This window comes from Leptospira ilyithenensis, assembly GCF_004771005.1.
In the GTDB taxonomy this organism is placed as follows: domain Bacteria; phylum Spirochaetota; class Leptospiria; order Leptospirales; family Leptospiraceae; genus Leptospira_A; species Leptospira_A ilyithenensis.
On the sequence record NZ_RQHV01000062.1, the window covers coordinates 181532 to 206253 of the forward strand.

General features: G+C 40.1%; 27 protein-coding genes and 1 pseudogene. 15 read left to right on the top strand and 13 right to left on the bottom strand.

Annotated features, from left to right (window positions below):
* The first annotated feature begins 24 nt into the window (after positions 1 to 24).
* Positions 25 to 891 carry a nucleoside triphosphate pyrophosphohydrolase gene (gene mazG / locus EHS11_RS17500; protein ID WP_342775478.1) on the top strand — a complete coding sequence of 289 codons (867 nt, stop codon included), beginning with the start codon at positions 25 to 27 and terminating at the stop codon, positions 889 to 891.
* Between the two features lie 41 nt (positions 892 to 932).
* Here mazG and EHS11_RS20240 read toward each other — a convergent pair.
* Positions 933 to 2567: pseudogene (locus EHS11_RS20240) on the bottom strand (M14 family zinc carboxypeptidase).
* Between EHS11_RS20240 and EHS11_RS17515 the strand changes: the two are divergent.
* From EHS11_RS17515 to EHS11_RS17545, 7 genes are all read left to right on the top strand, one after another.
* Positions 2557 to 3315 carry a formylglycine-generating enzyme family protein gene (locus tag EHS11_RS17515; RefSeq protein ID WP_342775479.1) on the top strand — a complete coding sequence of 253 codons (759 nt, stop codon included), beginning with the start codon at positions 2557 to 2559 and terminating at the stop codon, positions 3313 to 3315. The pseudogene EHS11_RS20240 and the gene EHS11_RS17515 overlap by 11 nt on opposite strands.
* Before the next feature lie 7 nt (positions 3316 to 3322).
* Positions 3323 to 4327: an LIC_10091 family protein gene (locus EHS11_RS17520; RefSeq protein ID WP_135765931.1), complete on the top strand. Its 1005-nt coding sequence runs from the start codon at positions 3323 to 3325 to the stop codon at positions 4325 to 4327.
* Positions 4324 to 4722: an LIC_13241 domain-containing protein gene (locus tag EHS11_RS17525; protein WP_135765663.1), complete on the top strand. Its 399-nt coding sequence runs from the start codon at positions 4324 to 4326 to the stop codon at positions 4720 to 4722. Before EHS11_RS17520 ends, EHS11_RS17525 begins: the two co-directional genes overlap by 4 nt.
* A 100-nt stretch (positions 4723 to 4822) precedes the next feature.
* Entirely contained in the window at positions 4823 to 5845 is a 1023-nt protein-coding gene (locus EHS11_RS17530) for a patatin-like phospholipase family protein (protein ID WP_135765664.1), read from the top strand.
* Between the two features lie 151 nt (positions 5846 to 5996).
* On the top strand, positions 5997 to 6908 hold the full coding sequence (locus EHS11_RS17535; protein ID WP_135765665.1) for a hypothetical protein: 912 nt from the start codon (positions 5997 to 5999) through the stop codon (positions 6906 to 6908).
* A 226-nt stretch (positions 6909 to 7134) separates the two neighbouring features.
* Positions 7135 to 7605 carry a DUF1499 domain-containing protein gene (locus tag EHS11_RS17540; protein WP_246048030.1) on the top strand — a complete coding sequence of 157 codons (471 nt, stop codon included), beginning with the start codon at positions 7135 to 7137 and terminating at the stop codon, positions 7603 to 7605.
* Between the two features lie 9 nt (positions 7606 to 7614).
* Positions 7615 to 8019, top strand: a complete 405-nt coding sequence (locus EHS11_RS17545) for an acyl-CoA thioesterase (protein WP_135765666.1) — start codon at positions 7615 to 7617, stop codon at positions 8017 to 8019.
* Here EHS11_RS17545 and EHS11_RS17550 read toward each other — a convergent pair.
* Entirely contained in the window at positions 8016 to 8420 is a 405-nt protein-coding gene (locus EHS11_RS17550; protein ID WP_135765667.1) for a hypothetical protein, read from the bottom strand. The two genes, EHS11_RS17545 and EHS11_RS17550, sit on opposite strands and share 4 nt — an antisense overlap.
* Positions 8421 to 8551: 131 nt before the next feature.
* Positions 8552 to 8929, bottom strand: a complete 378-nt coding sequence (locus tag EHS11_RS17555; protein ID WP_135765668.1) for an LIC_11502 family protein — start codon at positions 8927 to 8929, stop codon at positions 8552 to 8554.
* Positions 8930 to 8938: 9 nt separating this feature from the next.
* On the opposite strand from EHS11_RS17555, the gene queG reads away from it, so the two are divergent.
* Positions 8939 to 9913 carry a tRNA epoxyqueuosine(34) reductase QueG gene (gene queG, locus EHS11_RS17560; RefSeq protein WP_135765669.1) on the top strand — a complete coding sequence of 325 codons (975 nt, stop codon included), beginning with the start codon at positions 8939 to 8941 and terminating at the stop codon, positions 9911 to 9913.
* On the opposite strand, the gene thiE is transcribed toward queG, so the two are convergent.
* The 7 genes from thiE to EHS11_RS17590 form a co-directional block, all read right to left on the bottom strand.
* Positions 9885 to 10541, bottom strand: a complete 657-nt coding sequence (thiE, locus tag EHS11_RS17565) for a thiamine phosphate synthase (RefSeq protein WP_135765670.1) — start codon at positions 10539 to 10541, stop codon at positions 9885 to 9887. The two genes, queG and thiE, sit on opposite strands and share 29 nt — an antisense overlap.
* Positions 10510 to 11310 carry a hydroxyethylthiazole kinase gene (gene thiM / locus EHS11_RS17570; RefSeq protein ID WP_135765671.1) on the bottom strand — a complete coding sequence of 267 codons (801 nt, stop codon included), beginning with the start codon at positions 11308 to 11310 and terminating at the stop codon, positions 10510 to 10512. The genes thiE and thiM overlap by 32 nt, the downstream gene beginning before the upstream one ends.
* Before the next feature lie 23 nt (positions 11311 to 11333).
* Positions 11334 to 11729: a response regulator gene (locus EHS11_RS17575; RefSeq protein WP_135765672.1), complete on the bottom strand. Its 396-nt coding sequence runs from the start codon at positions 11727 to 11729 to the stop codon at positions 11334 to 11336.
* 128 nt (positions 11730 to 11857) lie between these two features.
* Positions 11858 to 12001: a hypothetical protein gene (locus EHS11_RS19900; protein ID WP_167884480.1), complete on the bottom strand. Its 144-nt coding sequence runs from the start codon at positions 11999 to 12001 to the stop codon at positions 11858 to 11860.
* Between the two features lie 62 nt (positions 12002 to 12063).
* Positions 12064 to 12819: a type I methionyl aminopeptidase gene (map, locus tag EHS11_RS17580; protein ID WP_135765673.1), complete on the bottom strand. Its 756-nt coding sequence runs from the start codon at positions 12817 to 12819 to the stop codon at positions 12064 to 12066.
* A 5-nt stretch (positions 12820 to 12824) separates the two neighbouring features.
* A complete protein-coding gene (locus EHS11_RS17585) occupies positions 12825 to 13028 on the bottom strand; it encodes a hypothetical protein (RefSeq protein WP_109021087.1) in 204 nt (67 codons plus the stop codon).
* 17 nt (positions 13029 to 13045) lie between these two features.
* Positions 13046 to 16288, bottom strand: a complete 3243-nt coding sequence (locus tag EHS11_RS17590) for a SpiroCoCo family coiled-coil protein (RefSeq protein WP_135765674.1) — start codon at positions 16286 to 16288, stop codon at positions 13046 to 13048.
* Between the two features lie 26 nt (positions 16289 to 16314).
* On the opposite strand from EHS11_RS17590, the gene EHS11_RS17595 reads away from it, so the two are divergent.
* From EHS11_RS17595 to EHS11_RS17610, 4 genes are read left to right on the top strand one after another with little or no spacing between them, the layout of a single operon-like run.
* Positions 16315 to 17328: an ABC transporter ATP-binding protein gene (locus tag EHS11_RS17595; RefSeq protein ID WP_135765675.1), complete on the top strand. Its 1014-nt coding sequence runs from the start codon at positions 16315 to 16317 to the stop codon at positions 17326 to 17328.
* 1 nt (position 17329) lies between these two features.
* Positions 17330 to 18055, top strand: a complete 726-nt coding sequence (locus tag EHS11_RS17600) for an ABC transporter permease (protein WP_135765676.1) — start codon at positions 17330 to 17332, stop codon at positions 18053 to 18055.
* On the top strand, positions 18052 to 19677 hold the full coding sequence (locus tag EHS11_RS17605) for a GldG family protein (RefSeq protein WP_135765677.1): 1626 nt from the start codon (positions 18052 to 18054) through the stop codon (positions 19675 to 19677). Before EHS11_RS17600 ends, EHS11_RS17605 begins: the two co-directional genes overlap by 4 nt.
* A 2-nt stretch (positions 19678 to 19679) precedes the next feature.
* Positions 19680 to 20657, top strand: a complete 978-nt coding sequence (locus EHS11_RS17610; protein WP_135765678.1) for a DUF4340 domain-containing protein — start codon at positions 19680 to 19682, stop codon at positions 20655 to 20657.
* Here the strand turns inward: EHS11_RS17610 and EHS11_RS17615 are convergent.
* The 3 genes from EHS11_RS17615 to EHS11_RS17625 are packed head-to-tail and all read right to left on the bottom strand — an operon-like array spanning position 20638 to position 23212.
* Positions 20638 to 21273: a rubrerythrin gene (locus tag EHS11_RS17615; protein ID WP_135765679.1), complete on the bottom strand. Its 636-nt coding sequence runs from the start codon at positions 21271 to 21273 to the stop codon at positions 20638 to 20640. The two genes, EHS11_RS17610 and EHS11_RS17615, sit on opposite strands and share 20 nt — an antisense overlap.
* A 35-nt stretch (positions 21274 to 21308) precedes the next feature.
* Positions 21309 to 21956, bottom strand: a complete 648-nt coding sequence (locus tag EHS11_RS17620; protein WP_135765680.1) for a hypothetical protein — start codon at positions 21954 to 21956, stop codon at positions 21309 to 21311.
* Positions 21956 to 23212: a lysophospholipid acyltransferase family protein gene (locus EHS11_RS17625; RefSeq protein ID WP_135765681.1), complete on the bottom strand. Its 1257-nt coding sequence runs from the start codon at positions 23210 to 23212 to the stop codon at positions 21956 to 21958. The genes EHS11_RS17620 and EHS11_RS17625 overlap by 1 nt, the downstream gene beginning before the upstream one ends.
* A 46-nt stretch (positions 23213 to 23258) precedes the next feature.
* Here EHS11_RS17625 and lmtA point away from each other — a divergent pair, with 46 nt between their 5' ends.
* A complete protein-coding gene (lmtA, locus tag EHS11_RS17630) occupies positions 23259 to 24020 on the top strand; it encodes a lipid A Kdo2 1-phosphate O-methyltransferase (RefSeq protein WP_135765682.1) in 762 nt (253 codons plus the stop codon).
* Positions 24021 to 24206: 186 nt separating this feature from the next.
* The gene (locus EHS11_RS17635) at positions 24207 to 24716 is read left to right on the top strand and encodes a DUF1564 family protein (RefSeq protein WP_135765683.1); all 510 of its coding nucleotides are present in this window, start codon (positions 24207 to 24209) and stop codon (positions 24714 to 24716) included.
* Positions 24717 to 24722: the final 6 nt, after the last annotated feature.

Sequence of the window (24722 nt, forward strand, 5' to 3'; positions counted from 1 at the left end):
TTGCCTGAGATCTGTGTTTGTAAAATGGAAAGCATGTTGCCTCCTTCTTCGCCCTCTCCCATCCAAAATCTTCTCCAATTGACGGCGGATCTCCGCAGTGAAAACGGATGTCCCTGGGACAAAGAACAAAACCATAGCTCAGTCATTCCCTGTCTTTTGGAAGAATCCTACGAAGTAGTGGATACAATCGAAAGAAAGGATGACACGCATCTCCGCGAAGAGCTGGGAGACTTGCTCTTTCAGGTTGTTTTTCATTGTCAACTTGCTTCCGAAAGAGGAGCATTTAACTGGGATGAGGTGGTATCCGAAATTGTGGAGAAGTTGGTTCGAAGACATCCTCATGTATACGAATCCGTAGGAAATATCAAGGACAGTGAGGGGGTCCTCGGACAGTGGGATGAAATTAAAAAGAAGGAAAAGGCGGATAAGGCAAAACGAAACGGTATTGGAGGGGAAGTTTCCGTATTGGATGGAATCCCTCTTTCTTTGCCATCCATCCAGAGGTCGGAAAAAATCCAATCTAAGGTCGCAAAACAAGGATTTGATTGGGAGAATGTTTCCGGTGTTTTTGAAAAGTTCGGAGAAGAAATAAAGGAATTGGAAGAAGCCATCGGGCAAAATGCGGATCCCGGTTTGAAAAAGATACCTTATTCGGAAAACATTGAAGAAGAAGTGGGCGATTTGTTTTTTCTTTTGGTGAATCTATCCCGAAAACTTTCTTTGGATCCTGAAACCACACTGCGCAAAGCAAATGAAAAATTTGAAAGAAGATTTCGACTGATGGAAGATCTGCTTTCCAAAAAGAAGGAAGTGATGAAGGGAAAATCTTTGGAAGAATTGGATCTGCTTTGGAATCAGAGCAAAGAAATCCTGAAACAAAAAACCGTTTGAGTTCTAGGACTTCTTTTTCGATTTTTTAAAATCTTTCCCATTTAGTCTTTTGACTTTTTCAAACGGACCTGTTCCGGTTGGAAAGTCTGTTTTGGGTTTGCAGGAAAGACAATCGTATCATAACCTTTTTTTTCAATCCGAATATTCGATATTATGCTATCATCCCAGATTTGAAAAAAGATTCCCGTCTCGGGATGGCTCTTTCTTTTTTCTCCTTGGAAAAACCGAATTGAATCCGAAGATATTTCCGCTTCCGTAGGCAGGTCCCTTTCATCTGAAATCTTTAGAATGATTTTCTTACGATCCAGAATCTGATCCAAAAGTCCCATCCATACGGGACGGAACGAATCCATTATATATTCTGTTAGGTGATAATCCGGGTTCAAATGGGAAGATTCCATTACATAGGCAAGTGTTCCGTTCTGAAAAAAAAGATAATCTTGATCGACTCCGTCCACCGGGTATAGATTTTTTTTGGCAACGAATTCCTTTTCCGGGTGAAAACTTTGAACCCCGGTTGCCATTCTTTTTCCAATGGAGGTTGCAATATCCGGCTCAGGGTTGGTAATGGATTCAATAGAGTAGGGAATCAAAAGACTATTGGCATATGCGTGGTAACTGATCGAAGCAACAAATCCTTGTTTGTTGGCAAACGCAATCAATGCTTTCGTTTCCGATTCCGAACTTTCGCTTGGTCCGATATAATACGGGCTTTCTCCGTTTTTTGAGGAATACTTTCCGCTGAATTTTCCCCATTGAAAGGGGAAGTTCCGGTTCAAATCCACATCGGGATTTTTTCTTCCCAACAAATGGGAGTTTTGTCAAAAAATTTCCGAGCCGTCCGGATTGAGTATGGGAACGACCCAAATCCGAAAAATATCAAGATATTTTTCAACCAATGTTTCCGAATTTAAAATCGAATATATGATATCGTAACAATGTTCCGTTGCAATCACTTCGTTTGCGTGTATGGAACAATGGAATAGAATCGGAATTTTTTCCGAGTTTGGTTTTTTACTGTCGGAAAGAGATAAGGCGAATATGGGCCTGTTTTCTTTGGATCTGCCTATGGAATGAAGTTCGGTGAGATGGGGGTATCGTTTTGCGATGGAATGCAGATAATACTCATTGATTCTGTTGTCCTTGTACCCCAGTTTAGTGTCTGTTAGCTGGAATTGGGCTTTGTCGGTTTGGTTTTGATAATTTCCCGCAAAATATTTGAAACCCGAATCCTGCTTTGCAGATTGCATCCATTCTATGTTCTTATAGGACAAGTCCCAATCTTTTTTGGGGATTAAAACATAAGCCGATCCTTTTTCCCGATAACGGATTTCTATTTTATTGTTTGTTAAATTTTGGAACTCGGTTAGTTTTGATTCAGAAAAAAAAGCCAGAACCCAATACGATTTGTCACCCAAAGGAATTTGAGGGATCGTTTTTTTGAAAAAACTTCCGCATTGAAAACTAAAAAACAGCGAGAGAATGAAAGTGTTTAATATGAAAGCGGATTTTCGGATTTTAAAGATAAGTTTCATTCGTTTGTTATCTTTTTTATTTTCCGATTCACTAAAGATTTGTTTATGTTTACAGGCAAGCTTTCTTTTAGTACATTGTCGAACAGAAGTTAGGGGACAGCTACCTTGTGACGGCAAAACACTTACCGGAATGCAGTGCATTCCGGGAGGGGAGTTCGTAAGGGGAAGCAATGTATTTTCAGCAAATGAACAACCGGAGTCGGTTGTTCATATCAGCGATTTTTATATGGATTTGTATGAAGTCACAAACGAAGATTTTGAAACTTGTTTGAATGCAGGGTATTGTTCCGACTGTCTTGGTGAAGGGAAGTGCGATTATATCGGTCCCAGATACGGTGCTCCTTACTTGGGGAAAAGACAGCCTATTTTGGGTGTTAGTTGGTATACCGCGAAAGAGTATTGCAATTGGGCCGGCAAACGATTGCCTACGGAGTCGGAGTGGGAAAAGGCGGCGAGAGGAACAAATGGAAATCTTTATCCTTGGGGAAATGAACCTGCCAGTTGTGAGAAAGCAGTGATTGAGGTTGACACTAAAAAAGGATGTGTAACAACAAAAACAGAGAAACCTCAGCTTATGCCTACTCTGGACGTAGGGTCGCGCCCTCCCGGAGTGTACGGATTGTATGATATGGCGGGGAATTCCTGGGAATGGGTTTCCGATTGGTATTCCGTTAGTTATGAGAAATGCGGAAAAGACTGTTTCGGGAAAGATCCCAGAGGACCATGTAACGGAGATGAGGTTTGTCCCGGATCGAACATGAAAATAGTCCGCGGAGGCTCCTGGTGGTGGCCGGGAGAAATGGCGCGCGGATCTTATAGAAGAGCGCATGTTCCGGAGAATTTTCCGGAATACCATCATTTCGGATTTCGTTGTGCAAAAACGTTTTAAGGTGTATATGTATTCCTATTTTAAAATTCTAAAGTGTTTGTTTTTTTTCGTTTCTTTTGTTTCGCTAAGTTCTTGTAATGCGACATTCGGAAAAAAATATTCTTATCTGAGAGAGATCCGGCAAGAAACACTTGTACCTACTCGTTGGGATGTGGGAAACACAACTGTCTCCAATGAAGATAGATTGGATATTCTGATTCCTTATGTAAAAAACATAGGTAACGTATATATCGGAGTCGGATCGGAACAAAACCTAACCATTGCAGCCTGGGCAAAGTCGGAGTTTATCTACCTTATGGATTTTACCTCGGTAGTTGTTTCAGCAAATGAAATGATGGTTTTTTTTCTGCAAGAGTCTCCTACAAAGGAAAAGTTTTTATATTATTATTCCAAAACGGGGGAAGAGGATGCAATGAAACTCATCCGGGAAAAACTTCCCAACCCGGAATCTTATACGAAAGTGTACAAAAAAATCATCCGTTTTGTCCGCAAGCGTCATAAAACAAACCTTGTGTTAGCGGAATTGTATCAGTATAAAATGTTTCAAACGGATGATGATCAATATGCGCACATTCATCGTCTTGCCAAGGAAGGAAAGATTTTTCCCGTAAGGGGCAATTTGCTTGGTAACGTTACTTTGCAAAGTATAGGCGAAAATTTACGCAAAAACGATCTTCATCTGGGAATCATTTATTTCAGTAATGCGGAAGAGTATTTTTATTATCCCAATCAGTTCAAAAACTCGATTTTAAATCTCCCCATGAACGATGAGTCCGCAGTGGTCCGCACTCTTTCCGTCAAAAAAAATACATTTCCTTGGGCTCCTGGCTCGGATATATCCACCAAACTAGGATTTCATTATTGTGTCCAAAGCGGAAATAGTTTTCAGGAATGGCTAACGTTGGTTAAATTCCCATTCAGGTCATTGCACATTATGGAAGAGTCCGGAAAAATCGATCCTAAGCTGGGATTTACTTATGTGAAAAACGGACCCGGATCAAATTCACTTTGAAAAAACTGAAGATAGACATTTCCGACTTTGAGAGCCTGTCCTTTCATTCAAAACAGGCGGTAAAGTTCCTTTTGGAAAATTACCCACCGAAAAACGTAGACGAGATGAATATCGGGCAGGCAGAGTTTGTTTTTCCTTTGAAATGGAAGGCCGAAATTTTAGGTTCCGTTTTCGAATGGATTGTGTCCGAGATGGGTTCGGTAACTTTGCGACTTGCAGAACATCCCAGATATGCCCGCAACCCGCCTCCGATTTTTTATGTAAGCCTTGGTAAATACGAGCCTGCCGAATTCCTTTGGGAAGATCCTGAGGGAAATCCGATCGATTTGTTTTTTGAATCCGGAAAAACTCTCATTCTGGATAAAGTGAAACTTTATTTGCAGTCGTTGTCTTAGTTTTCGAAAATTTTTCGAAAGAGAAGATACGGTAAAATTTTTCTTTTTGCAACCGGATGGGGACTTTTAGACTCAGACTTGACAGAAAGGAAAATACAATTTGAAACTTCCCATTGCTAAAGGGGCAAAGCGCGCCCTGCTCGTTGAAGGCGGCGGAATGAAAGGTGCGTTCGCTGGCGGAGTATTGCACGGTATGAACGGTCTGTTGAATGCGACTAATTTTGATTTGGTTGTAGGAGTTTCGTCCGGCGCCTGTTCGGCGGCATATTATGTTACTATGCCGAAACCGGAGCCGGTTAAAAGTGAAAAGGCTTTATCCGTTTGGTACAGCGAACTTTCAGGGAGACAACTTATCTCCGTTTTTCATCCTTTTCAGGGAAAAACTTTTTTAGACCAGGAATACCTGATTGATTATATATTCAGAAATAAAGTCCGTTTGGAGTCGGAAAATCTGGAGAAGGATGGATTGCCTGAGTTCAGAATTGCAGTGAGCAATCTCCATTCCCATACAGTGGATTATGTTCGTGCTACCGCTACAAACGTATTCGATCTGTTGAAAGCAGCGACTTCCCTCCCGATTGCAACCAGAGGAAAACATAAGCTAGATGGAACGACTTATTCCGATGCTGCCATACTCAATCCATTGCCTTTGCAGGATCTGATCGAAGCGGGATATAAAAGTATTACCGTAGTGATGAATTCTCCTATTGCAAGAATTTCAGAACCTCTCGGATTTATCATAGGTCTTCTCGCTTTTCCGCGAAACTGGAAGTTGAGCAAGATGATGAGAGAATGGCATCATCATCATTTTAATGATGCTCGTAGAATCGCATTGGAACCGCCTAAAGGAGTTCAGATTCATACGATTGCGCCTGATGATTCTCTTCCTGTCGGACTTGTGACTACGGTTCGAAAGAGACTGAGGGAAACGGTTGAGTTGGGAGTAAAAAAAGGAGAAGAAGCGTCTCAGTTTTTGTTGAATTTGTTTTCCTTGAATAAAAAGAAATCGAAAGGAACTGTCAAACCTGTAAAAATCCTAACTTCCCAAAAAAGTCTGACTTTGAAAAAAGTAATAAAAAAGAAAACCAAACCTAAAAAGTCCGCTCCCTCCACGAGGAAATAAGCAATCCATGGACATCCTGGCAGACTTGTTATGCTGGGATGGACTTGACCTCGGAAAAATCTTGCCAAGAAACATTCCTACACAAAACATGTGTTATTCAGTTTGATCCGGCAGACTGAATAACACAAATTAAAAATCTAAGAGATGGCAAATGTTTAAAAATTTATTAGTAGTTGTATCTTTGTTAGGATTTGTTCAATGTTCGTCGGTCTCTTTCAAAGAGTCCGATCTTGGCAATGATCCTAAAATCCCTTTTACAGCATTCAATCCGAAACCAGGTGTGGATGTGTTCAATACTTTGAGAGTCGATATCATCCGACAGTATAGAACTGTAACGACTCAGAATGCAAACGGAACCGTTACACAAAGAAGAGAAAGAGTGGAGGACCAGCCTGCGGGGATTGAGCTGGGGAACGGTCTTTTTTTGGATGCAAATCAAAATCTAATCTTGAGTTTAATTGATGTACTCGGTTTAAGAAACAAAGACAAATTCAAAGTTACTCAAAAAGCATCGGGATTTATGTCCAATGATGTGATTCTTACAAAAGACGGACAACATCTGACTCTTGATACTGGTGGCATACTAGGCGGAAAAACGGAATATATGGTTACTTCGGGTTCGGTCACCCTCAAAGGCGGAATCCTGTCTTCAGATACTGTAATCACTTATGATAAGGATTCGGTAACATACGATCCGAAAGGAATTTTGGGCGGGCTGTCCAAGTTTACGATTCAAAGAAGAGGAACGGATTTTATTAGCCCCGGACTTTTTTGGGATACAGTTTTCAGATTTGATGGAAAGGATGATAGCATCACCCTTGGAACCGATTTGGTTTTACAAAATAAAAAAACTCAGATGGAGGTAACTAGAAAATTCGAAACAACGTCTTTCTTTTCCAGTGAAATCTATACTTCCACATATAAATTTTATAGAACCAAAAGTACGTATTTGATGATCAATCCTCAAGGGAAAGGGTTTAAGGCAACTATCAACGGTAAGTCGGTAAATATCCTTTACAGCGACTTCTGGGGCAATAGAGAAGTTGAAATCATCGTGGAGTAGATTGATTTACGATTAAACTCTTTTAGTAAAACAAAAAGCCCATCATTAGATGGGCTTTTTTATATGACATCCCTTCGGTTCCTTCCATCAAAGAACCGATACCTGAATTCGGAGAAATGATTTTAATCGGTTTTTCGGAAGCTGAGAAAGTTTATGGCGATCTTTGAAAATCGGGAAATATTTTAGAAACAAGCCTAAATTGCAAATGAGAACCGTCTGATCGTATATGGGTATCGAACATTTAGTCGGGGTATTTCTGATTTGTTGCGGAAGTTTTTTAGGGCCTGGAACAGGGGTAGATGAGAATTCATTGCATGGTTGCCCACCCACTCCGAACTGCGTGTCCAGTCAGAGTTTTCGTTATAATTACATCCATAAGATAGAGCCGATAGTTTATCTCATGCCGAAGGAAAAGGCGTATCTGTATTTGGCGGAACGTTTTGACGGAATGGAAAATGTATATGTGGCGGAGAAAAAAGAGAACGATTACATCCGCCTTGTGTTTTTTACAAAAGTTTTTCGTTTTCCGGACAAGGTAGAATTTTATTTTGAACAGGATAAAAAGGAAATCCAGGTAAGATCACAATCTATTTTTGGTTTATGGGATATATTTGCCAATAGGATACGGATCGCGGGAATTCGAAATTATCTTAATTCCAAAGAGGAACCGGTGCCTGCGCCTGCAGAGGCATTATAATTTACAAATTTGATCACCACTAAAATTCAATTACGTTTCAACGATATGGATCCGATGCGAAGGGTAAATAACGCAAGTTATTCGGCTTACCTTGAACTTGCCCGTCTTGATTTTTGCAATCAGTATCTTAAAATCAATCAATTGGAAGATATTCCTTTTGTTTTGGCAAGAGTGGAGATGGATTTGATCCGTTCCGTTTTGCCGGGAGACGAGATTGCTGTGAAAATTTGGGTTTCCCGCATTGGAAATACTTCCTGGGATTTCGACTACGAAGTCTTTCAGGAAAAAACAAATCATATTTATGTGAAGGCAAAGACGATCCAAGTCTATTTTGATTACCATTTGGGAAAAAAACTCACCATACCCGAATCTTTCAGACGGATACTGGAAAAAGAAAAAGATAATATTTGTTAGGCTGCAATTTGTAAAGGAGGCTTCCATCCTCTTCCGTCCATCTCCAAAAGGATTCTGAGCACATTCGTTTTGGATGCATTTGTATGATTTGCAAGGTTTTCCAATTCCCTCAATGTCTTTGCATAAACCTTGCAATGAAAACGAATCAAGCGGTCTTTTTTTCCGATACTCGCATTCATTTCTTCCTTGGTTTCGTGAAAACCGTTGTAAATTGTTCCGGAATACGAACGAATCAGATATTCCAAATAGTTTCCGAGACTTCCGTGTCCGACTACCTTGGATTGAACAACTGTTATTTCCCATTTGGAAAGTAGAAAATAAGTCTGCTTTCTTTTATGATCTCCAAAAAGTATATACAAAACATTTTTATTATAACTTACGTTAATGTGTTTGGCTTTCATTTTGGAGGAAACTCTCTGAAATCAGCTAATAAACGGAAAGCTTAATTTGTTTTTGTTTGCGAAAAATATTATAAATGTTCGTATTTTTGCCACTGTAAGGCGGTCTACTTATGTAAGAGTTAGATGGTATTTCAAAATAACTCTTTGGAACCGTAATGTTTCCATTCCCAATGAAAAGCCTTCTTGTCTCCGAATGCGATACATTCTTCGATCCAATTGGACTCCGAATCCGGCTGGATGGACTGAAAGGCGCTTAGAATATCGTTTGTTAGGTCCTTGTATTCACCTAAGATCTCTTTTGCAAGTGGGTTGATGCCCCGGGCAAACAAAGTCAGAATGGATTGAAAAACTGCTGATTTGATTCCGTTAACTAAAAGCAAATTGCCCGCATCGGAATAGATGATATCTTTTTCTATGATTTTAAAACACTCGATGGCTTTTGTTTCGGAAGGAGAAAGATTGACAGAGGGAAAATTGTCTTTGATACTTAAAAAAGGATCCGTTGCCATCACTCTGCTATGATTTCATCCGAGCTTGAAAAAATAAAACAATTTTGCCTGGCCCAAGGATTTGATTTAGTTGGGTTTTGTAAGGCGGAAATTCCCGAAAAGGACAGAAACAACCTGCTTTCCTGGGTTGAACATGGTTTTTTCGGGAAAATGAATTGGTATACGAAAGAAGTAAGCCAGGAAATCAGATTGGATCTGAAACATTTGGGTTTTTTTCCAAAGTCGGTTCTGGTTCTTGCCGTTGTTTATAATTCTCCTGCAGCCGAAGAAACGATTCAAGCCCAACCTAAAAAGGTTTCCCGTTATGCGCTAGGTGATGATTATCATTCCGTCCTCCGCAAAAAGGCAAATCCTATTTTAAAGGAATTAAAAGCCCTGTACCCGAATCATTCTTTCCGCCAATCGGTGGATAGTTTGCCCGTGCCTGAAAAAGTTTTCGCCCGTTTGGCGGGAATCGGCTGGATGGGAAAAAATACAAACATCATCAACGAAGAATTGGGATCTTATTTTTTTATCTCTACCATACTTACCGATTGTGAATGGGAGATTCCCCTTCAGAAGGAATTCGATCGTTGCGGATCCTGTAGGGCGTGTTTGGATGCTTGCCCAACGGGAGCTCTTTTTGAGCCATATAAAATCAATGCAAACAAATGCATCTCTCATCACACAATCGAAGACAGAAATTCTCTATTGAATGAAGAAACAAAGCTTAGCGATTGGATCTATGGCTGTGATATTTGTCAGGAAGTTTGCCCTTGGAACAAAACCAAAGCCCGTAGAAATTCCGTAAAAACTTCCATGGATGAATTTTTGCCTTATCCTTTTTGGAAAGAAGAGGATTTGTCGGGGGAAAAAGTTTTTTCAGACGAGGAATTCCAATCCAAGTTCAAACAGTCTGCTATAGGAAGAATCGGCTCTCTTGTTTGGAATCGGAATCTTAAATCCGTTCTAGGTTCTAAAGAAATAAATCGGAAAGAAATTTAGCACGTTTTTCGGGAAACTCTGCAGAACAAAGAAAGGATACTACTGCAAGACTATCTGCACCTGCATCTATCACTTGTTTGGCGTTTTTTTCTCCTATTCCACCGATGGCAACCAAAGGGAGATCGGTTTTGGATCGCAATAGTTTCAATCCTTCGATTCCCCAGGGAGGTTTTGTATCTTGTTTGGTGGTAGTGGCAAATACGGGAGATACTCCCAGGTAATCTATCTTTGCTTCAGCAGGAATGTTTTCAAAATCCTCCATGGATTCTATCGACAAACCAATGATAGCCGAATCACCCAGGATCCTTCGGGCGTAGATCGGAGGCATATCCGACTGACCTATATGAACTCCTTCCGCACCCACAGCTAAAGCTACATCAATGCGATCATTGATAAGAAGAGGAATGTCTGTGTCTTTTAAGATGGTTTTGATTTTAAGGGCAAGATCGACGAAATCTTTTGTATCGGAATCCTTTTCCCTTAATTGAATCAGTTTGACACCACCTTGTATGGATTTGGCGACAATGGATTCCAGAGTATGAAATAAACAAAGACCACGATCCGTAACCAGATACGGACCGTGTATATCAGGGAATTTATGTTTCTTTGAAATACTTTCTGATTTCATTTTCCGAGATTTCGTAAAGTGCATCCAAAAAATGAAGTTGGAAACTACCGGGACCTGAGGATTTTACTTTTGCCATTTCTCCTGCGATTCCCATAACAGCCATCGCTGAAAAAGCTGCTCTTTGGTAATCTTTCTGAACGGCTGCGAATGCTCCGCAGATTGCCGTTGCCGTGCAGCCCATTCCGGTCACCTTTGTCATAATGGGATCTCCATTTACGGTTTTTCGAATATCAGTATCTTTTATGATATAGTCTGTAGCACCGGAAATGACTACAACGCCTTTGGTCACCCGACTGAGCGCTTGTGCGGAACCGATTGCCGATTCGGAAGAGTCTGTGGAATCCACACCTTTTGTTTTTCCCGAAGAGGACAATGTTGCCAAAATTTCGGAAGCATTTCCTCTGATAATGCTGGGGAAACCTGCATCCAATATCCGTCTAATCGCTGTATTGCGGTAAGTGCTTGCTCCGGCACCGACCGGATCGAATATAATCGGTTTTGAGAGAGTGTTTGCCTTTGCAATTGCTTTTTCCATGGATTGAACCCAAGGTTCGGAGAGCGTTCCCATATTGATTACCAAAACGCCTGAGATAGTTACCATCTCTTCCACTTCATCAATGGAATGTGCCATAATAGGTGATGCACCTACAGCTAACAAGGCGTTGGCTGTGCTGTTCATCACTACATAGTTTGTGATATTGTGAACGAGGGGAGAACTTTTCCGAATGAGAGAGAGATCTTCTATTATTTGTTGAGTGAAATTTGACATTTTCTAAGCTTCTAGAGGGAAACTTAGGCAATTTTTGCTATAGCGTCTTCTACTTTTTTAATCAGATCGGTCTCGGACCAAGGTTTGTTTAAAAAACTGTGTAAATTTACCTCTCCTTTGAGTTTATTCAAAGAGTTTTCATCGATATGCCCTGAGATGATGATCTTTTTTATCTTAGGGTATTTTTTATGCACATCCCGCAGAAATTCGTCTCCTCTTTGATTTGGCATCAGCCAATCGGAGATAATGATGAGGATATAAATTCCTTCGTCGACTAACTCTTCTATGATGGACCAGGCTTCTTCCGTATTTTGAGCAGTTTCGTATCTATATTCGTTTCCGAAATGTTTTTTCAACTGAGACTTTAAACTCATTAATATAATTTGTTCATCATCTACAAATAAAATCGCTTTTGACATGGCTTATTAAATCCCCCAATAGAAAATCTGATAATAGGAAGGAATCAAGAAAAATTTATAGGAAACTAACAAAGAAACTGAATCGAAGTGAAAAGAATTCTTTAAAAGAAGAGCGCGAAAGAAAGAAATTATTTTCCGTCGTTTGGACAGGATTCAGTATACTTATCTTTTCCCGGACAGGACTCACTGCGTTTTTCTTTTCCAGGGCAAATGGCGGAAACAGATGCGAAACTAAATCCTACGAGTAAAACACCAAGCAATATCTTTTTCATAATAAGCCTCTATTGATAGTTAGACTTGGTTTTTTCGGGTTTTCCAGTCGTTTTTTGGAAATCTACGATTCTTGGGTAAGAATTTCGTAACCTTTGTCAGTGACAAGAACAGTATGCTCGAACTGAGCCGACCATTTTCCGTCTTTGGTACGGACGGTCCATTTGTCTTGTTTGTCAAAATTGACTTCCCAGGTTCCCAGGTTTACCATCGGTTCTACTGTGAAAATCATACCTGGTTCGATTTTGGCGAGCTTGCGGTGCATTCGAAAATGTGGTACCTGCGGCTCTTCATGGAAGTTTCTTCCCACCCCGTGGCCCATCAGATCGCGTACAATCCCATAACCGAGAGGGGTTAAGTAATCATCGATTGCGTTTCCGATATCGTCGATCCGGTTTCCGGGTTTGATTTGCTCAATTCCGAGCCACATGGATTTTTCCGTATCTTCTACGAGCTTTGCAATTTCGGGAGAAACACTGCCTACAAGGAAAGTTCGGGAAGTATCTCCGATATATCCGTCTACAATGGGAGAAACGTCCAAATTGATGATGTCGCCTTCCTTCAGAACTTCCTCTTTTTTGGGAATTCCGTGACAGACGACCTGATTGATGGAAGAACAAATCGACTTAGGAAAACCTTTATAACCCAAAGGAGCGGAGCGGTGTCCGTGTTTTTTGGTAAAAGCTTCAGCTAGATCGTTCAACTCCAGGGTATTCACCCCTGGTTTTACAAATTGACCTAAATAGTTAAGGAGTTTGGCTGCAAAAGCGCCAGCCAACCTCATTTTCTCTATTTCAGATTTGTTCTTAATGTAAATCACGAAGATTAGAAGTCTGTAGACCTTGCGGTTGTGCGCTTATTGGAACCGGTTCTTTCTAGTGCTTTGTCAATCAAACGGTAAACTTCTTCATTTAGACCTTCAATTGCGTCGCCCGCTGTCATAAATCCTTTGGATTTGATGTAAGCTTTGACTTTGGATGCGACGATTAGGGTTTCTTTCGACGTAGATTCATTTTGTTCTTCTGACATGGTGTCCTCGGAGGGTTTTATTTCTTTCTAGCTCCGAGGATTGTATCCACAAGGGATTTTTCAATATTTAATTTTTCACTAATAGCCTCAGGAGTCCATTGGTAGTTGTCATGGAGGCTTAAAATCGTGGATTTTTTGCGCTCAATCAGGGAATTTTGGCTTGATTTGGACCCGGAATTCTGGTTTTTTACTGTTTCCTTCGGGGAAACTACCATTGCGCCCTGAACTATGTCCAAAAACTGGGAGAGTTTTTCGAAGGTTTCATCTGCTTCTCCCAGTAGGGATTCCATGTCTTCTTTGGTTTCCGCAGAGGCTTCTCGCAACTCTTCCAATCGTTTCTGAAGGGTGAGGATTTGTTTGTGGCGATCGGAAAGATCCCCCATAAGTTCTTCGATTTTGTCAAACTTGCGTTCCACCGAATCAATTTGAGCTTCTCTTTCCGCCAGGAATGAAGTCCTGTTTTCTGCAAGTCGAATGGTTTCCGAAAGTTCTTTCTCTCTTGCTTCCACCACTTCGATTTCCCTTTCCATCACATCGAGTCTTGCTTGCAGTTCGCGAGAGTTGTGTTTTTGGGCCTCGAGTCCGGAAGAAAGGTGTAAAACGGAATCTTGGGATCCGGAAAGGGATTCCAGGAAGTTTTCGATTTTGGATTGTTCTTCCGAAATTTTTGACAGTTTGGATTCGATTCCTTCCACTTCGGGTAAAATCTCTCCGAAGAAAGACAATCTTTCTGTTACATATGTTAGGTTAGAGGCAAGGATCTGAACTTGTTTGTCAATATCAGTTGTCTTGTCCTGGTTCTGAATCAGATTTTCCAATTCTTCGGCTATCTGGGTTTGCAATTCTTTGAAAGTTTCGACGGAATTTTGATATGCAAGAAGATTCGGTTTTTCTTCTTCTAATTGTTGTAATGCGGTAGAAATTTCTTCCAAGGCTTTTTCCGCTTGTTTGGAAATTTCGTTTGCCGATTGAAAAAGATCCGTGTGTTCTTTTACGGTTTCCAGTTGTTCCGTCAGATTGGAAATGGATTCACCCAGAGAAGTTATTTCTTCCTGAAATTCCGCAAGACTTTCCCTTTTGATATCCCGCGCTTCACTGAGTCCCGTTTCGATATCTTCTTTTAAGTCGATAAATTGAATGCGGGTTTCTTTTAAAAAGTCCTGACTGTCTTTTGCGATTTCTTTGAAAGATTTTTCATAATCACGTTGGTAAGTTTCGATTTGTCTCTTGGAATCTTCTTTCGAACGTTTGATACTTTCTTCCAAATTTTTGCGAACCGTATTGAGATGGGCTGTGATCTTTTCTTCCAATTGCCCTAGTTGCAAATTGCCTTTGTCCAAAAGTTTTGCCAATTGGTAGGAGATTTTAGAATCAATGGTTTCATTGAGCCTGTCCATCTTTTCTTCTTGCCTGCTGAAAAAGGACTCTCCCGATTCTTCCAGATTTCCTAGAATCCGTTCCACTTCTTCGCGGGCAAATTTGGTTTCCGTTTCGATTTTGGAAATGATCTCGGAAGATTTTTTCTCCGCAGTTTCATCTAACTTTGATTTTATGGAACTGTATTCTTCCTGGAACCGGGTAAGTAGTTCCCGTCCTTCGACATGAATTTCTTTCAAACGATCCTGTAATGTGTCGATGGAATCCGTTTGGTCATCTTTGAGGCGGGAAAGTTCATCTTCCCACTTCACTACGAATTGTTCCAGATTGGCATTTGCGATTCTGATTTTTTCGGAGACGATTTCTTCGGAAGATTTTGCCTTTTCTTCCACAGTTTCGAAAATTTCAGAAGCGGTTTCCCGAAGGGCGGATTTCAAATCTTCCACATAAACGTCCACATCTTTCGTATGAGAGGAAATGGTTTCGTTCAATTCGCCCACTTGGTCTTCGATCCCCCGGATTTGGGAAAGGATTTCGGTTTCTTTGTTTCCGAAGTCCGTTTTCATTTTTTCTTCCAATTCCGACTTCAGGGAAAGGAGAGAGGTTTTGATCAGGTTTTCCTGATTTTCCCGGACAAGTTCCAGATCTTTATCAAATTCTTTTAACTCTCGTAAGGCGCTCTTTTTTAAAGTGGAAGCTTCTTCTTTGAGATCTTCCGAAATTCTATGAAATTCGTCGCTGAATGCTTCGATTTCACGAATTAACTCTTGTTTGCGGGTATCGGCTTGGCGGAGCAGTTTATTCTCCGCTTCCACATATTTTTCCTGGAAGGTGATGATGGTTTGGTTGATTCCATCCGCTTGTCTTCTGGTTTCATTTATGATTTCATCCCGTTTGGAAAGTGTTTCGAGAGAGAGACCTTCTATTTCCCGTTTGATTGTCTCGGTTTCCTGGCTTAAGCCTCTCATAAAGGAATCTTTCGTATGACTGACTTGTTCGAAGATTGCGTCGAATCTTTCTTGGATTTTCTTTTCGAGCAAGTTCACTTTCTCATCTAACTTTTGTGAGACGCGAATGTATTTGTCCTCGATCTTCTCATCAAACTTGTCCACTTTATCGGAAAGTAAGGAAGAAGTATCTTCGAACTTGGTCAATTTCAAATCGATATCATTTTGTGCATCTTTCATGGACTCAAGTAATGAATCCATTTCCTTTCGGGCATGATCCAATCTACCAGTTGTTTCCTGCACCATCACATCCGCGTGATTCAACAATTTTTCTTTTGCGGACTCAGCGATATGGCGGATAGAATCGTCTAACGAATCCGATTTGGTTTCAAGTAGTCCTTCCAGTTCGACCATCTTGTGAGCTACGGATTGTAAAATTTCATCGGAGCGCAGATTCAATTTAGATTGGAACGCATCAAGTAGAGAACCGCTTTCTTCATGCAAACGATCCATATCCTCTGCCACATTTTGCAGTTCTCTTTTATGAGAATGGATTTGGTTCAGGCTCGCTTCCATATTTGAAGTTTCCCGCCTAACTTCCATTCCCAATTGACTGACCTGAGCCATTTCTCCCGAAAGCGAAGAAAGGTATTCTCTGCTGGCTTTGATTTTTTCAAACAGGTCGCGAGACTCGGAACTTAAGGATTGGATTTCTTCCGCGACTTTACGGGATTGTTTGACCAGGATGTCCAGATCAATGCCGGCATCTTTCACTACCTGCATTTTCTGAAGTGCGGAATTATGAATTTCGTCCGTTAATTTTGACGCATAACGCTTGAGTTGCGATAATTTTGCATTGGATTTGTCAAGACGGCGTAGTCCGATTGTGACTGCGATACTCGCTAAAAAGGGTAGGAGAATGATTTCTAGGCCCATCGTGGGAATGATCCAATCATGGAATTATGTCTCATGAAGTATGGGGAGAAAATTGCCTTCTAGTAGAATTTCGGCAAGCCATTTTTTATACTTGGAATTCCTGCGAGGTAAGAGTTCTTACATTTATGCAGGCAGTTCGCCTTTTTAAACAATTTCCGGGAAAAATGGCAGTCAATGACCTCAATTTTTCCCTGGTTCCGGGCAGATTGACCGCACTTCTCGGTCCCAACGGTGCCGGAAAGACTACAACCATGCGGCTTTTGAGCGGTTTTTTGGATCCTAGTTCCGGAGAAGTAAGAATGGGAGGGGTGAATCTTTCCACTTCCCGAAAGAGTTTGCTTGGGAAAATAGGCTATCTTCCCGAAAACGGACCTTCTTATAAAGATTTAACCGTTATGGAGTTTTTGCATTTTTTGGCTCGAGTCCGGGGATTCGATTTGAACAAATCGACAAAGGTGATTCATTCCGTAGTCGAAGAGCTTGTGTTAGGCGACGTTCGCAATTCGATTATAGGAAATTTATCGAAAGGTTACAGGCAAAGGGTAGCACTTGCGGGAGTATTGCTCGGAGATCCCGACTATCTGATTTTGGACGAACCGAGCTACGGACTGGATCCGAAACAAATGACACAAATCCGAAATTTGATCCGTTCTTTGTCCAAACAGAAAACCGTTCTGGTCTCCACTCATAGTTTGGAAGAGGTGGAAGAAATCTGCGATCATGTGATCATTCTTGCCAATGGTAAAATCGTTGCCGACAGTTCCGTGCAAACTTTGCGAAAAAAGGACAAGTTGTACATAGAAGTAAAAGCGGAATACCCTGTGATCGATTCCCTATTTCAAAAATATGGTTTTACAGGTTTAACGTCGATTCAAACTCCGAAAGACGGGTTTGGTAAATACGAATTATCGTTAGGTGAAAAAAGTCCTGAAGAAGTATTTAGAATTTTGGCGAGTACAAATTTTTCCGTACGTGAAATGAGAAGATCGGAAGATTCGTTGAAAACCATATTCGATTCCATCACAAGCGGGCAAAGCTGATATGCAAAAAATCAAAGCATTGTTCCGAAAAGAAATCCTACAAAATTTCAATACACCCATCGGATATACCTTTATCATCTTGTTTTTGTTAATAGAAAGTTTTGTTTTTTTCTACGGATTCAAAAGCACGTCCTTTTGGGATCGGAATAGTTCGGAGATGGAAGTCTTTTTTTTATCGGCTCCTGTTCTGTTTTTGGTATTCATTCCTTCGATCGGAATGCGTATTTGGTCGGATGAAAAAGAAACGGGAACTTGGGAATTGCTGTTTACACTTCCACTCACCGAATGGGAGATCGTGATTGGAAAATTTTTGGCTACTTGTTTTTCATTTATTGCGGCATTAGTTTGTACGATCTTTATTCCTCTGACCATTTCCGTATTAGGTGATCCTGATTGGGGAATCATTTTTTCCGGTTATGTGGGAATGATTTTACTTGGACTTACTTTTACTTCGATGGTTTTGTATGTTTCTCTTTTTGTAAAAAGTCAGATTATTTCTTTTCTAATCGGTTTTGTCTTTTTGGGGATTATATACTTGCTCGGAATTCAAAAACTCATCGATATTTTGGGGTCCGAATATTTCGGTTGGCTTGGGATCTTTTCCATTTCCAAACATTATGAAACATTCCGATTGGGAATCTTTGATCCGAGATCTTTTTATTTTTTTCTGTCTATAACTGCTAGTTTTCTCTATCTCTCGGTAATTCATTTGCAAAAGAAACGATGAGAATACAGATTTTACATAGATGGAAAAGATCGGGGAAATTTCTGGTCTTTCAGGTTATTTTATTTTTTGTTCTTTCCAATGTTCTTTTGGATCGTTTTGTCATCAGGATCGATATTTCCGCATCAAGTCGTTTGAGTTTTTCCGAATATACCGAATCGGTTTTACGATCTATTAACAAACCTTTGGTGATTGATGCTTATTATTCTTCTGATCTTCCTTCGGAATACCAAGTTCGTTTGGATGTGATCCAGGAATACTTGATGGAATTGTCCAAACGGAATTCCAGCCAAATCAAATTGAACTTTTATGATCCCGATAGTTCTCCTGAAGCCAAACAAAAGGTCAAAGATTCGGGACTCATTCCGAATGAGATTCGTAAGGCGGGCGTGAGTTCTCCTTTGTTTTATGAAGCTTATATGGGGATTGTCATTCATTATGACGGTGAATCTGAGGTTGTCCCTGATTTTTTCTTTGTAGAAGAAGCTGAATCTCAGTTTGTCCGTGCGATCCGTCGCATTGAAGAAAGAAAGTTGGGGCAGCGAATTGCAGTGATCGCGGATCCCGGTTGTTTTTATTATCCCAAGCCGGGAGAAGGTTCGGGGAAGGATACATGGGGGGTATTTTTTCACCAAGCACTTGTTAAGGAATATGGTTATCCTAAAGAAATATCTTTGAATAAACAAAAGATAGGTGATACAATCAAGCTTATACTTGTCGTAGGAGCCCCCCAATGGTCAATTCAAGGTAAAAGGAATTTGGAAGAATACCTGCTTCGGGGGGGAAGAGCGATCTTTCTTTTGGGCTCGATGGAATTCCGTTTGAATCCGGTTCGTGGTGCAAAAGGGTTAAGTTTTGAAAAAGCAACTCCTGCCATTCCGAATGCAAATAATTCCTTTTGGACTGACATTCTTTCCCACTATGGATTTCAATTGGAAACGAATCTGGTTTTGGATTTTCAGCACCCCGTTCATTTGGCGGAACAAAAAGGAGGAAGCCTCCCTGGTTATTATCCATTTTGGCAAGTGATTACAAAACATGACGGGGATATTCATTTGGGAAATGAAATATCTAATCTAACGGATGTTTTGTTGGTTCCTTGGGTTTCTTCTTTTTCCATGGATATTTCCAAACAAAGAACCATGAAATACGAAACTCTTCTTTGGTCCGGGGAAAAGATCTCATTAGTTCCGAATTTGGTTCCTGTCAATGGTGTTAATCTTGCTTCCAAAGGAATTCCCGCGAAAAGCAGAGTTCCCATCGCGGTTCTTTTGGAAGGCAGATTAAATCCTTTTTTTAAGGAGAATTTGGAAAAGAAAAAAGAACTAACAAAGATTATGCTTTTTTCGACGCCTTATTTTGTATCCGATATTTTGGCTCTTCCCGAATTTCGAATTTATCTTAGAGATGCTAACGTACCTTTTATGTTAAACGCCATAGATTTTTTTCTCGAAGATCGAAATCATTCTTCCGTTCGCAAACAGAATCTGGCGGTCCTACCTCTCCGAGCATTTTCCATTTATGAAAGAAATCTTTACTCGGCATTTAATACTTTTTTCATACCAATGGCTTTGTTTTTATACGCACTGCGGCGAATCAAAAAAAGACAATCAGCACGTGAGTAAAAATGAAAAAAGCCAATAAAACATTCCTTTTTTTAAATCTGGTTTTGGTTTTACTGATATTACTCGTCTATGATGTATTTCATTTTTTTCCTACAACGTATGAAGAAGCCCGACTTTGGTTGGGAGAGAAAGCACTGGCAGCCGATTTTCTCATGATCAAGGTAAAAGAACCGAATTTAGGTTCGACGGTTGAGTTTTTCATATTCAAAAAAGATAATATATGGTTTGTCTCCCGAAAAGATGAAGAAATTCCAAGAATCTATTTTGCGGATCCGGAAAAAATTCAATCTTTATTGAATGGTTTTGCTGCAATTCGCAAATTCGGAAAACCTGCAAAAGAACTAAGTGATTCTGAATTCAGAAAAGATGGTAAACCTTTTCGTTTGATCCTAAAGAAAGAAAACAAAGAAATAGTTGATTTAGAGTTAGGTGACTGCTTTGAAACCAAATCGGAATGTCTGATTCGTCATTCGAACACTAAACATGCCTATTTGGTTCCTACTGACTTTACTTCACGAATTGGGGAAGGGGAGTTTGATTTCTTTTTAACTATAAAACCTTTTGCTTTTTTATCCATCGGGAATTTGGAATCATTTGTTTATAAAAGAAAGGATCAGATGGTTTTATCTTTCCTAAAAAAAAATAATGTATGGGTTTCCGATCATCCGATTTCGAAACAGAAACTTTCCAATAGCAAAATAGATAATTTATTATTGCGTGTAGTTTCTTTATCCGGTTTATTCGCCGCAACGGAATCCTCTTTGCTTCAGTTCAAATTAAAAGATACAAATACGGGTGAATCTTTGAGTTTGATTTGGCAGGAGTCAGGTTCTAAAAAAGAATATAGCCTGACTGATATGGGAAGTTTGAATGCCACGGGAAGAGTTTTGCGATTTGCACCAAACGGGCAATATGTGATCATGCCGTTCTATGTATGGGATTACTGGCAGAACTTTGATATCAGGCAGCTTGAAGAGTGAGCGCTTTAAAAAACCGGTTGAAGATTTTTTGCTCCTGGTCCAACATATTTGTCAGTCTGGTTTGGTAATCTTTGTCCAGTTTTGCCAGCTCATTTGACATTTCATCCAGATGACCTTCTTCTTCCATGATCAAATTGTTTAAGTTCAGAGAATGACTTGCTTCTTCCAATACGGAATTGTAGATCCTGTAAACAATCATCGCTCTTTCTTCAATAACCGTGGTTGTATAAAGGTATGCCAGATAGGTAAAAGTTTGACCGCTGAAACCTGCATATTTAAGATTTTTTCGGACGCTTGCGTCCAATTTTGCAAAATAAATCTTGGCAGAACCACCTTGCAAGAGTTCTGTGCTACGATATCCCGAGTCAAAATCGGATTTTATGGAACGTGCAGCTTTTTTGAAAAACAAAGCATGCCTTGCTTCCTCTGTAGCATGGCGTAAAATCATTTCAGAAGTTTCTTCGCTTGATTGGGTCATTAGAATTTTACGGGAACCGATGTGTTCCAGTAGAGATAACGTATTAAGCCAAAGGGAATGTTTATCCGTTTGAGTGATTAGTTCTTGAAAGAATGATTTTAATTTTTGTTCTTCTAAGGGCTTTGCAAGGGAAATCATAACTTATCCCAGATTTGCAAACCTTCGTAGAATTTCTAGTTTTTCTTTAAAGGAATTTTGACTTTGGCGATTGTTGCCTTGTCCGTACTCATGATTTTAAAATTTTCTACGGGAAGTTTTTCCCCTTTGAGTAAAATCACGCAAAGGGCAATTCCGATTCCTTCTCCTTCCGAATTGTCCCCTCGTTCGATATAGTATTCCATAATATCATTATAGTTTTGGGCATAGGTAAGGGAGGTTTTTATTTTCTGCATTTCTCCTTTCACCAATCGGTTGTTATTTGTGACTGTCACCTCGATGAAGTCCGGGCTGTGCTCGATTCTTGTTTCTACAAAATAATTTTTTTCCCGGGCCAGCTTTTCATAGGTTTCGCTCTTGCCGGAAAGAATAAAACTTTTGTACATCCGAACTCCCAATTCGTAGTCGGCACCCGATTCGATTTCAAGCCGGTTTTCTAAAAAGAAGATCCTTTTGAAATTTGCTTTGAATCCGTTTAGAATTAAATCTTTTATGATTGTAAAGAAGATGGATGAAAAATCGGAAATCTTATAGAAGGATGTCAGATTGTCGAGTAAGAGTAATAATTTTTCATCAAACAAAGTGGAAGGGCCGTACTCGGTGAGTACGATCGGTTCTCCCGTTTTGATCTTTTCCAAGAATGGGTTTTCGTGTTTTAGATTCATTAGAATATATAATTGGAAGGAAACAAGGCAACCGATTTCTTTTTTTCCGCTTCCAGCAGAGTTTCCATTTCTTTGCGAAATCTATCCGTTAATTTATCTACGGTTCCTCGTTTGTCTTTTTTATAATCTTCATAAAAATCATTCATGGAGAAAGGTTTTGCAAAACTAACAGTCGCTTTGTGTGGTCTATTGGAAGATTCTCCGAAAATTTCGGATTCGTATCGGTATAAGAATTCGTATAGTCTTTCTGCGGAAGGCAGTTCTTTGATATAGTTCGTCTGGATTGAAATATAATCGTATGCTTTGGTTGCGGCTTTGCGGGCCCAATTTGCCATTTCCATAGAAGGTAATTCTCCGTTCGGATCGGAAGCCCCGATTGATACAAGCTCCAAAGTGGTAAGGATTTTTCTTAGCTTTTCGATTGCGTTTGCTTCTTTCTCCCAGTTCGGAATTTTCGCTTTGTCGGCGATATTGTCCAACATAACATGACGAATACGACCGATTCTGAAATCGAAATCTTCCGTTCTGTCATTCGGAACGGAAAGATGAAACTCTCTTTCTTCCCTTTCGATCATACGTTTGCCGATGGATAAAAAACGATGAACTATGTCTTTGCCCGTTTTTGCAATTCCGAATTTTTCTTCCATTCGGGTAAGAGAGAGGTCAATGTCTTTTTGCATCCATTCGATGGAATTTGTCATTCGGTATTTTACAAAAGAAAGTATCACTGAAATTTTAACATCGGTGCCCTTCTTTAAAGCATCTTCCAAACCCCAAAAACTCAATTGGGAAACCCCCGGCTGGAAGGGAAGCAATGTGTCGTTCATTCCGCTGGTCGGTTCCCCCTCAGGAAATAACACCAGTTTGCCGCCAGAACTTGCCAGAATTTCCCTTGCGGCTTTCACCGAGTCCCTGTCCGGAGCACCAGCTAATACGGAAAAGGCGCCAATCGATTGAATGAATTCTCCCACGAAGCCCGCCGCCCAATCGAAAACCTCACGAGCTGCCATATAGAAAAATCGGGAAGACATGATATTTGCGGAATGATAGGCAACGGGAGGTTCTTTGGTCGTGGGGTGGTTGGAAATGTATAGAATCCTCTCATTTTTGAAGGATTTTAACATTTTCTGATCTTGAGGGGAAACCTCGATTCCTTCTAAATTATGCGCGAGTTTCAGGATCAGGGGCAAAGAAAGATCGGTAAACCAGAGCGCAGGCAAATTCAATTTAGCGGGAATAAAGGATTTGATTGACATAGACGAAAGCTATAAGCTTTTAGAAAGGAATCAAGTACGATTTCATATGGCACTTATAGAAGAACTCAACCAACAAGGCAATTTTCTCTTTCGCTGGCGCTCCTACATTCCTGGACTGGTTTTAGCGTTGTCGTTTTATTATTTACCCTTTGTTCCTTTTTTGAACGGAAATTACAAACACAATCTTTATTGGTTGGGATTTGCGTTTTTAATCAGTTTTTTAGGGCTTGCTGTCCGTTGTTTTACCATCGGATACACTCCGGCCCGCACTTCGGGAAGGAACACCAAACAGCAAGTAGCTGATCTGGTCAACCAAACGGGAATTTATTCCCTCGTGCGCCATCCCCTTTATGTAGGAAATTTTCTAATGTATCTGGGACCTGTTCTTATCGTAAGGGATGTTGCATTCACTCTTGTATATGGGATGTTTTTTTATCTTTATTACGAAAGAATTATATTTACGGAAGAGTTTTTCCTTCGTGGCAAATTCGCAAATGACTATCTTGCTTGGGCGGACAAAACTCCCGCGTTTATTCCCCGCTTCTCCGGTTATGTAAAACCGAATCTTGCTTTCTCTTTTAAGAATATTCTAAAAAGGGAATATCCCAGTCTTTTCGGGATCATCGCCGTTTTTACAGTCCTTGATCTGGTACAGATTTATTTCCAGGAACCTTATCTCCGTATTGGAAATTTTTTCGGGATTTGGAAACCGTTTCATACTTATTTTTTCGGGTTCGGGGTTTTGTTTTATGTGGTAACTCGCACATTAGCGAAAACTACAAAAGTTTTGGATGTGGAAGGACGTTAAGGGCGCCTGAACCGCGCTTTCCGCTGCAATCGTATATGCGAATAGATCCTACAAAAAAAATCCTGGAAAGGTCCAGGATGTGAGGGGAATTATTCTGAATTGTGGTACCTCTTACATTGCTTAAATTCGACCAAACACTTCAAAAAAGGAACCAACTGGATCTTTATTTAACCTATTAAGGTTAAGATGGAAAAAAGAAAAATCTTCGCTAACGATTCTTTAGAGTTAACCACTTTATGTAGTATTGGCAAAAGCTCCAATACCTCGTTTTTAATTCCAGTAAGGCAAATGAAACAGTTAACTGTTTCACTGAAGCTTTATCGTTCATTTGCAACTAGAATTAGCTGGTTATTGGCAGAATCCTCCGATTTAATTTATTTTGGAATGATTCCTCGGAAAAGATGGAAAGCAACTTGTTCTTATCAGGAACAAGGCTTGGAATTACAGAAGGTAAGCTGTCGAGTTTTTAATGATAGTATCATTGAAATGGATATAATGGCTAGATCTCTTGGAATTTCCAGATGTAGATTATTTGTTCTACTTTTGGAATTAGAGGCAATAGGCTGGCTTCGGCTTGTGAAAGAGTTGGGTTTAATCAGACCTACCACATCTTTCAATTCCCGAATTTTTTCGATGAACTATCAAACTATCTCTAAAATCCAAGTTTTAAAAATCTGGAAGTTCATTCCAAGTTAGCATACG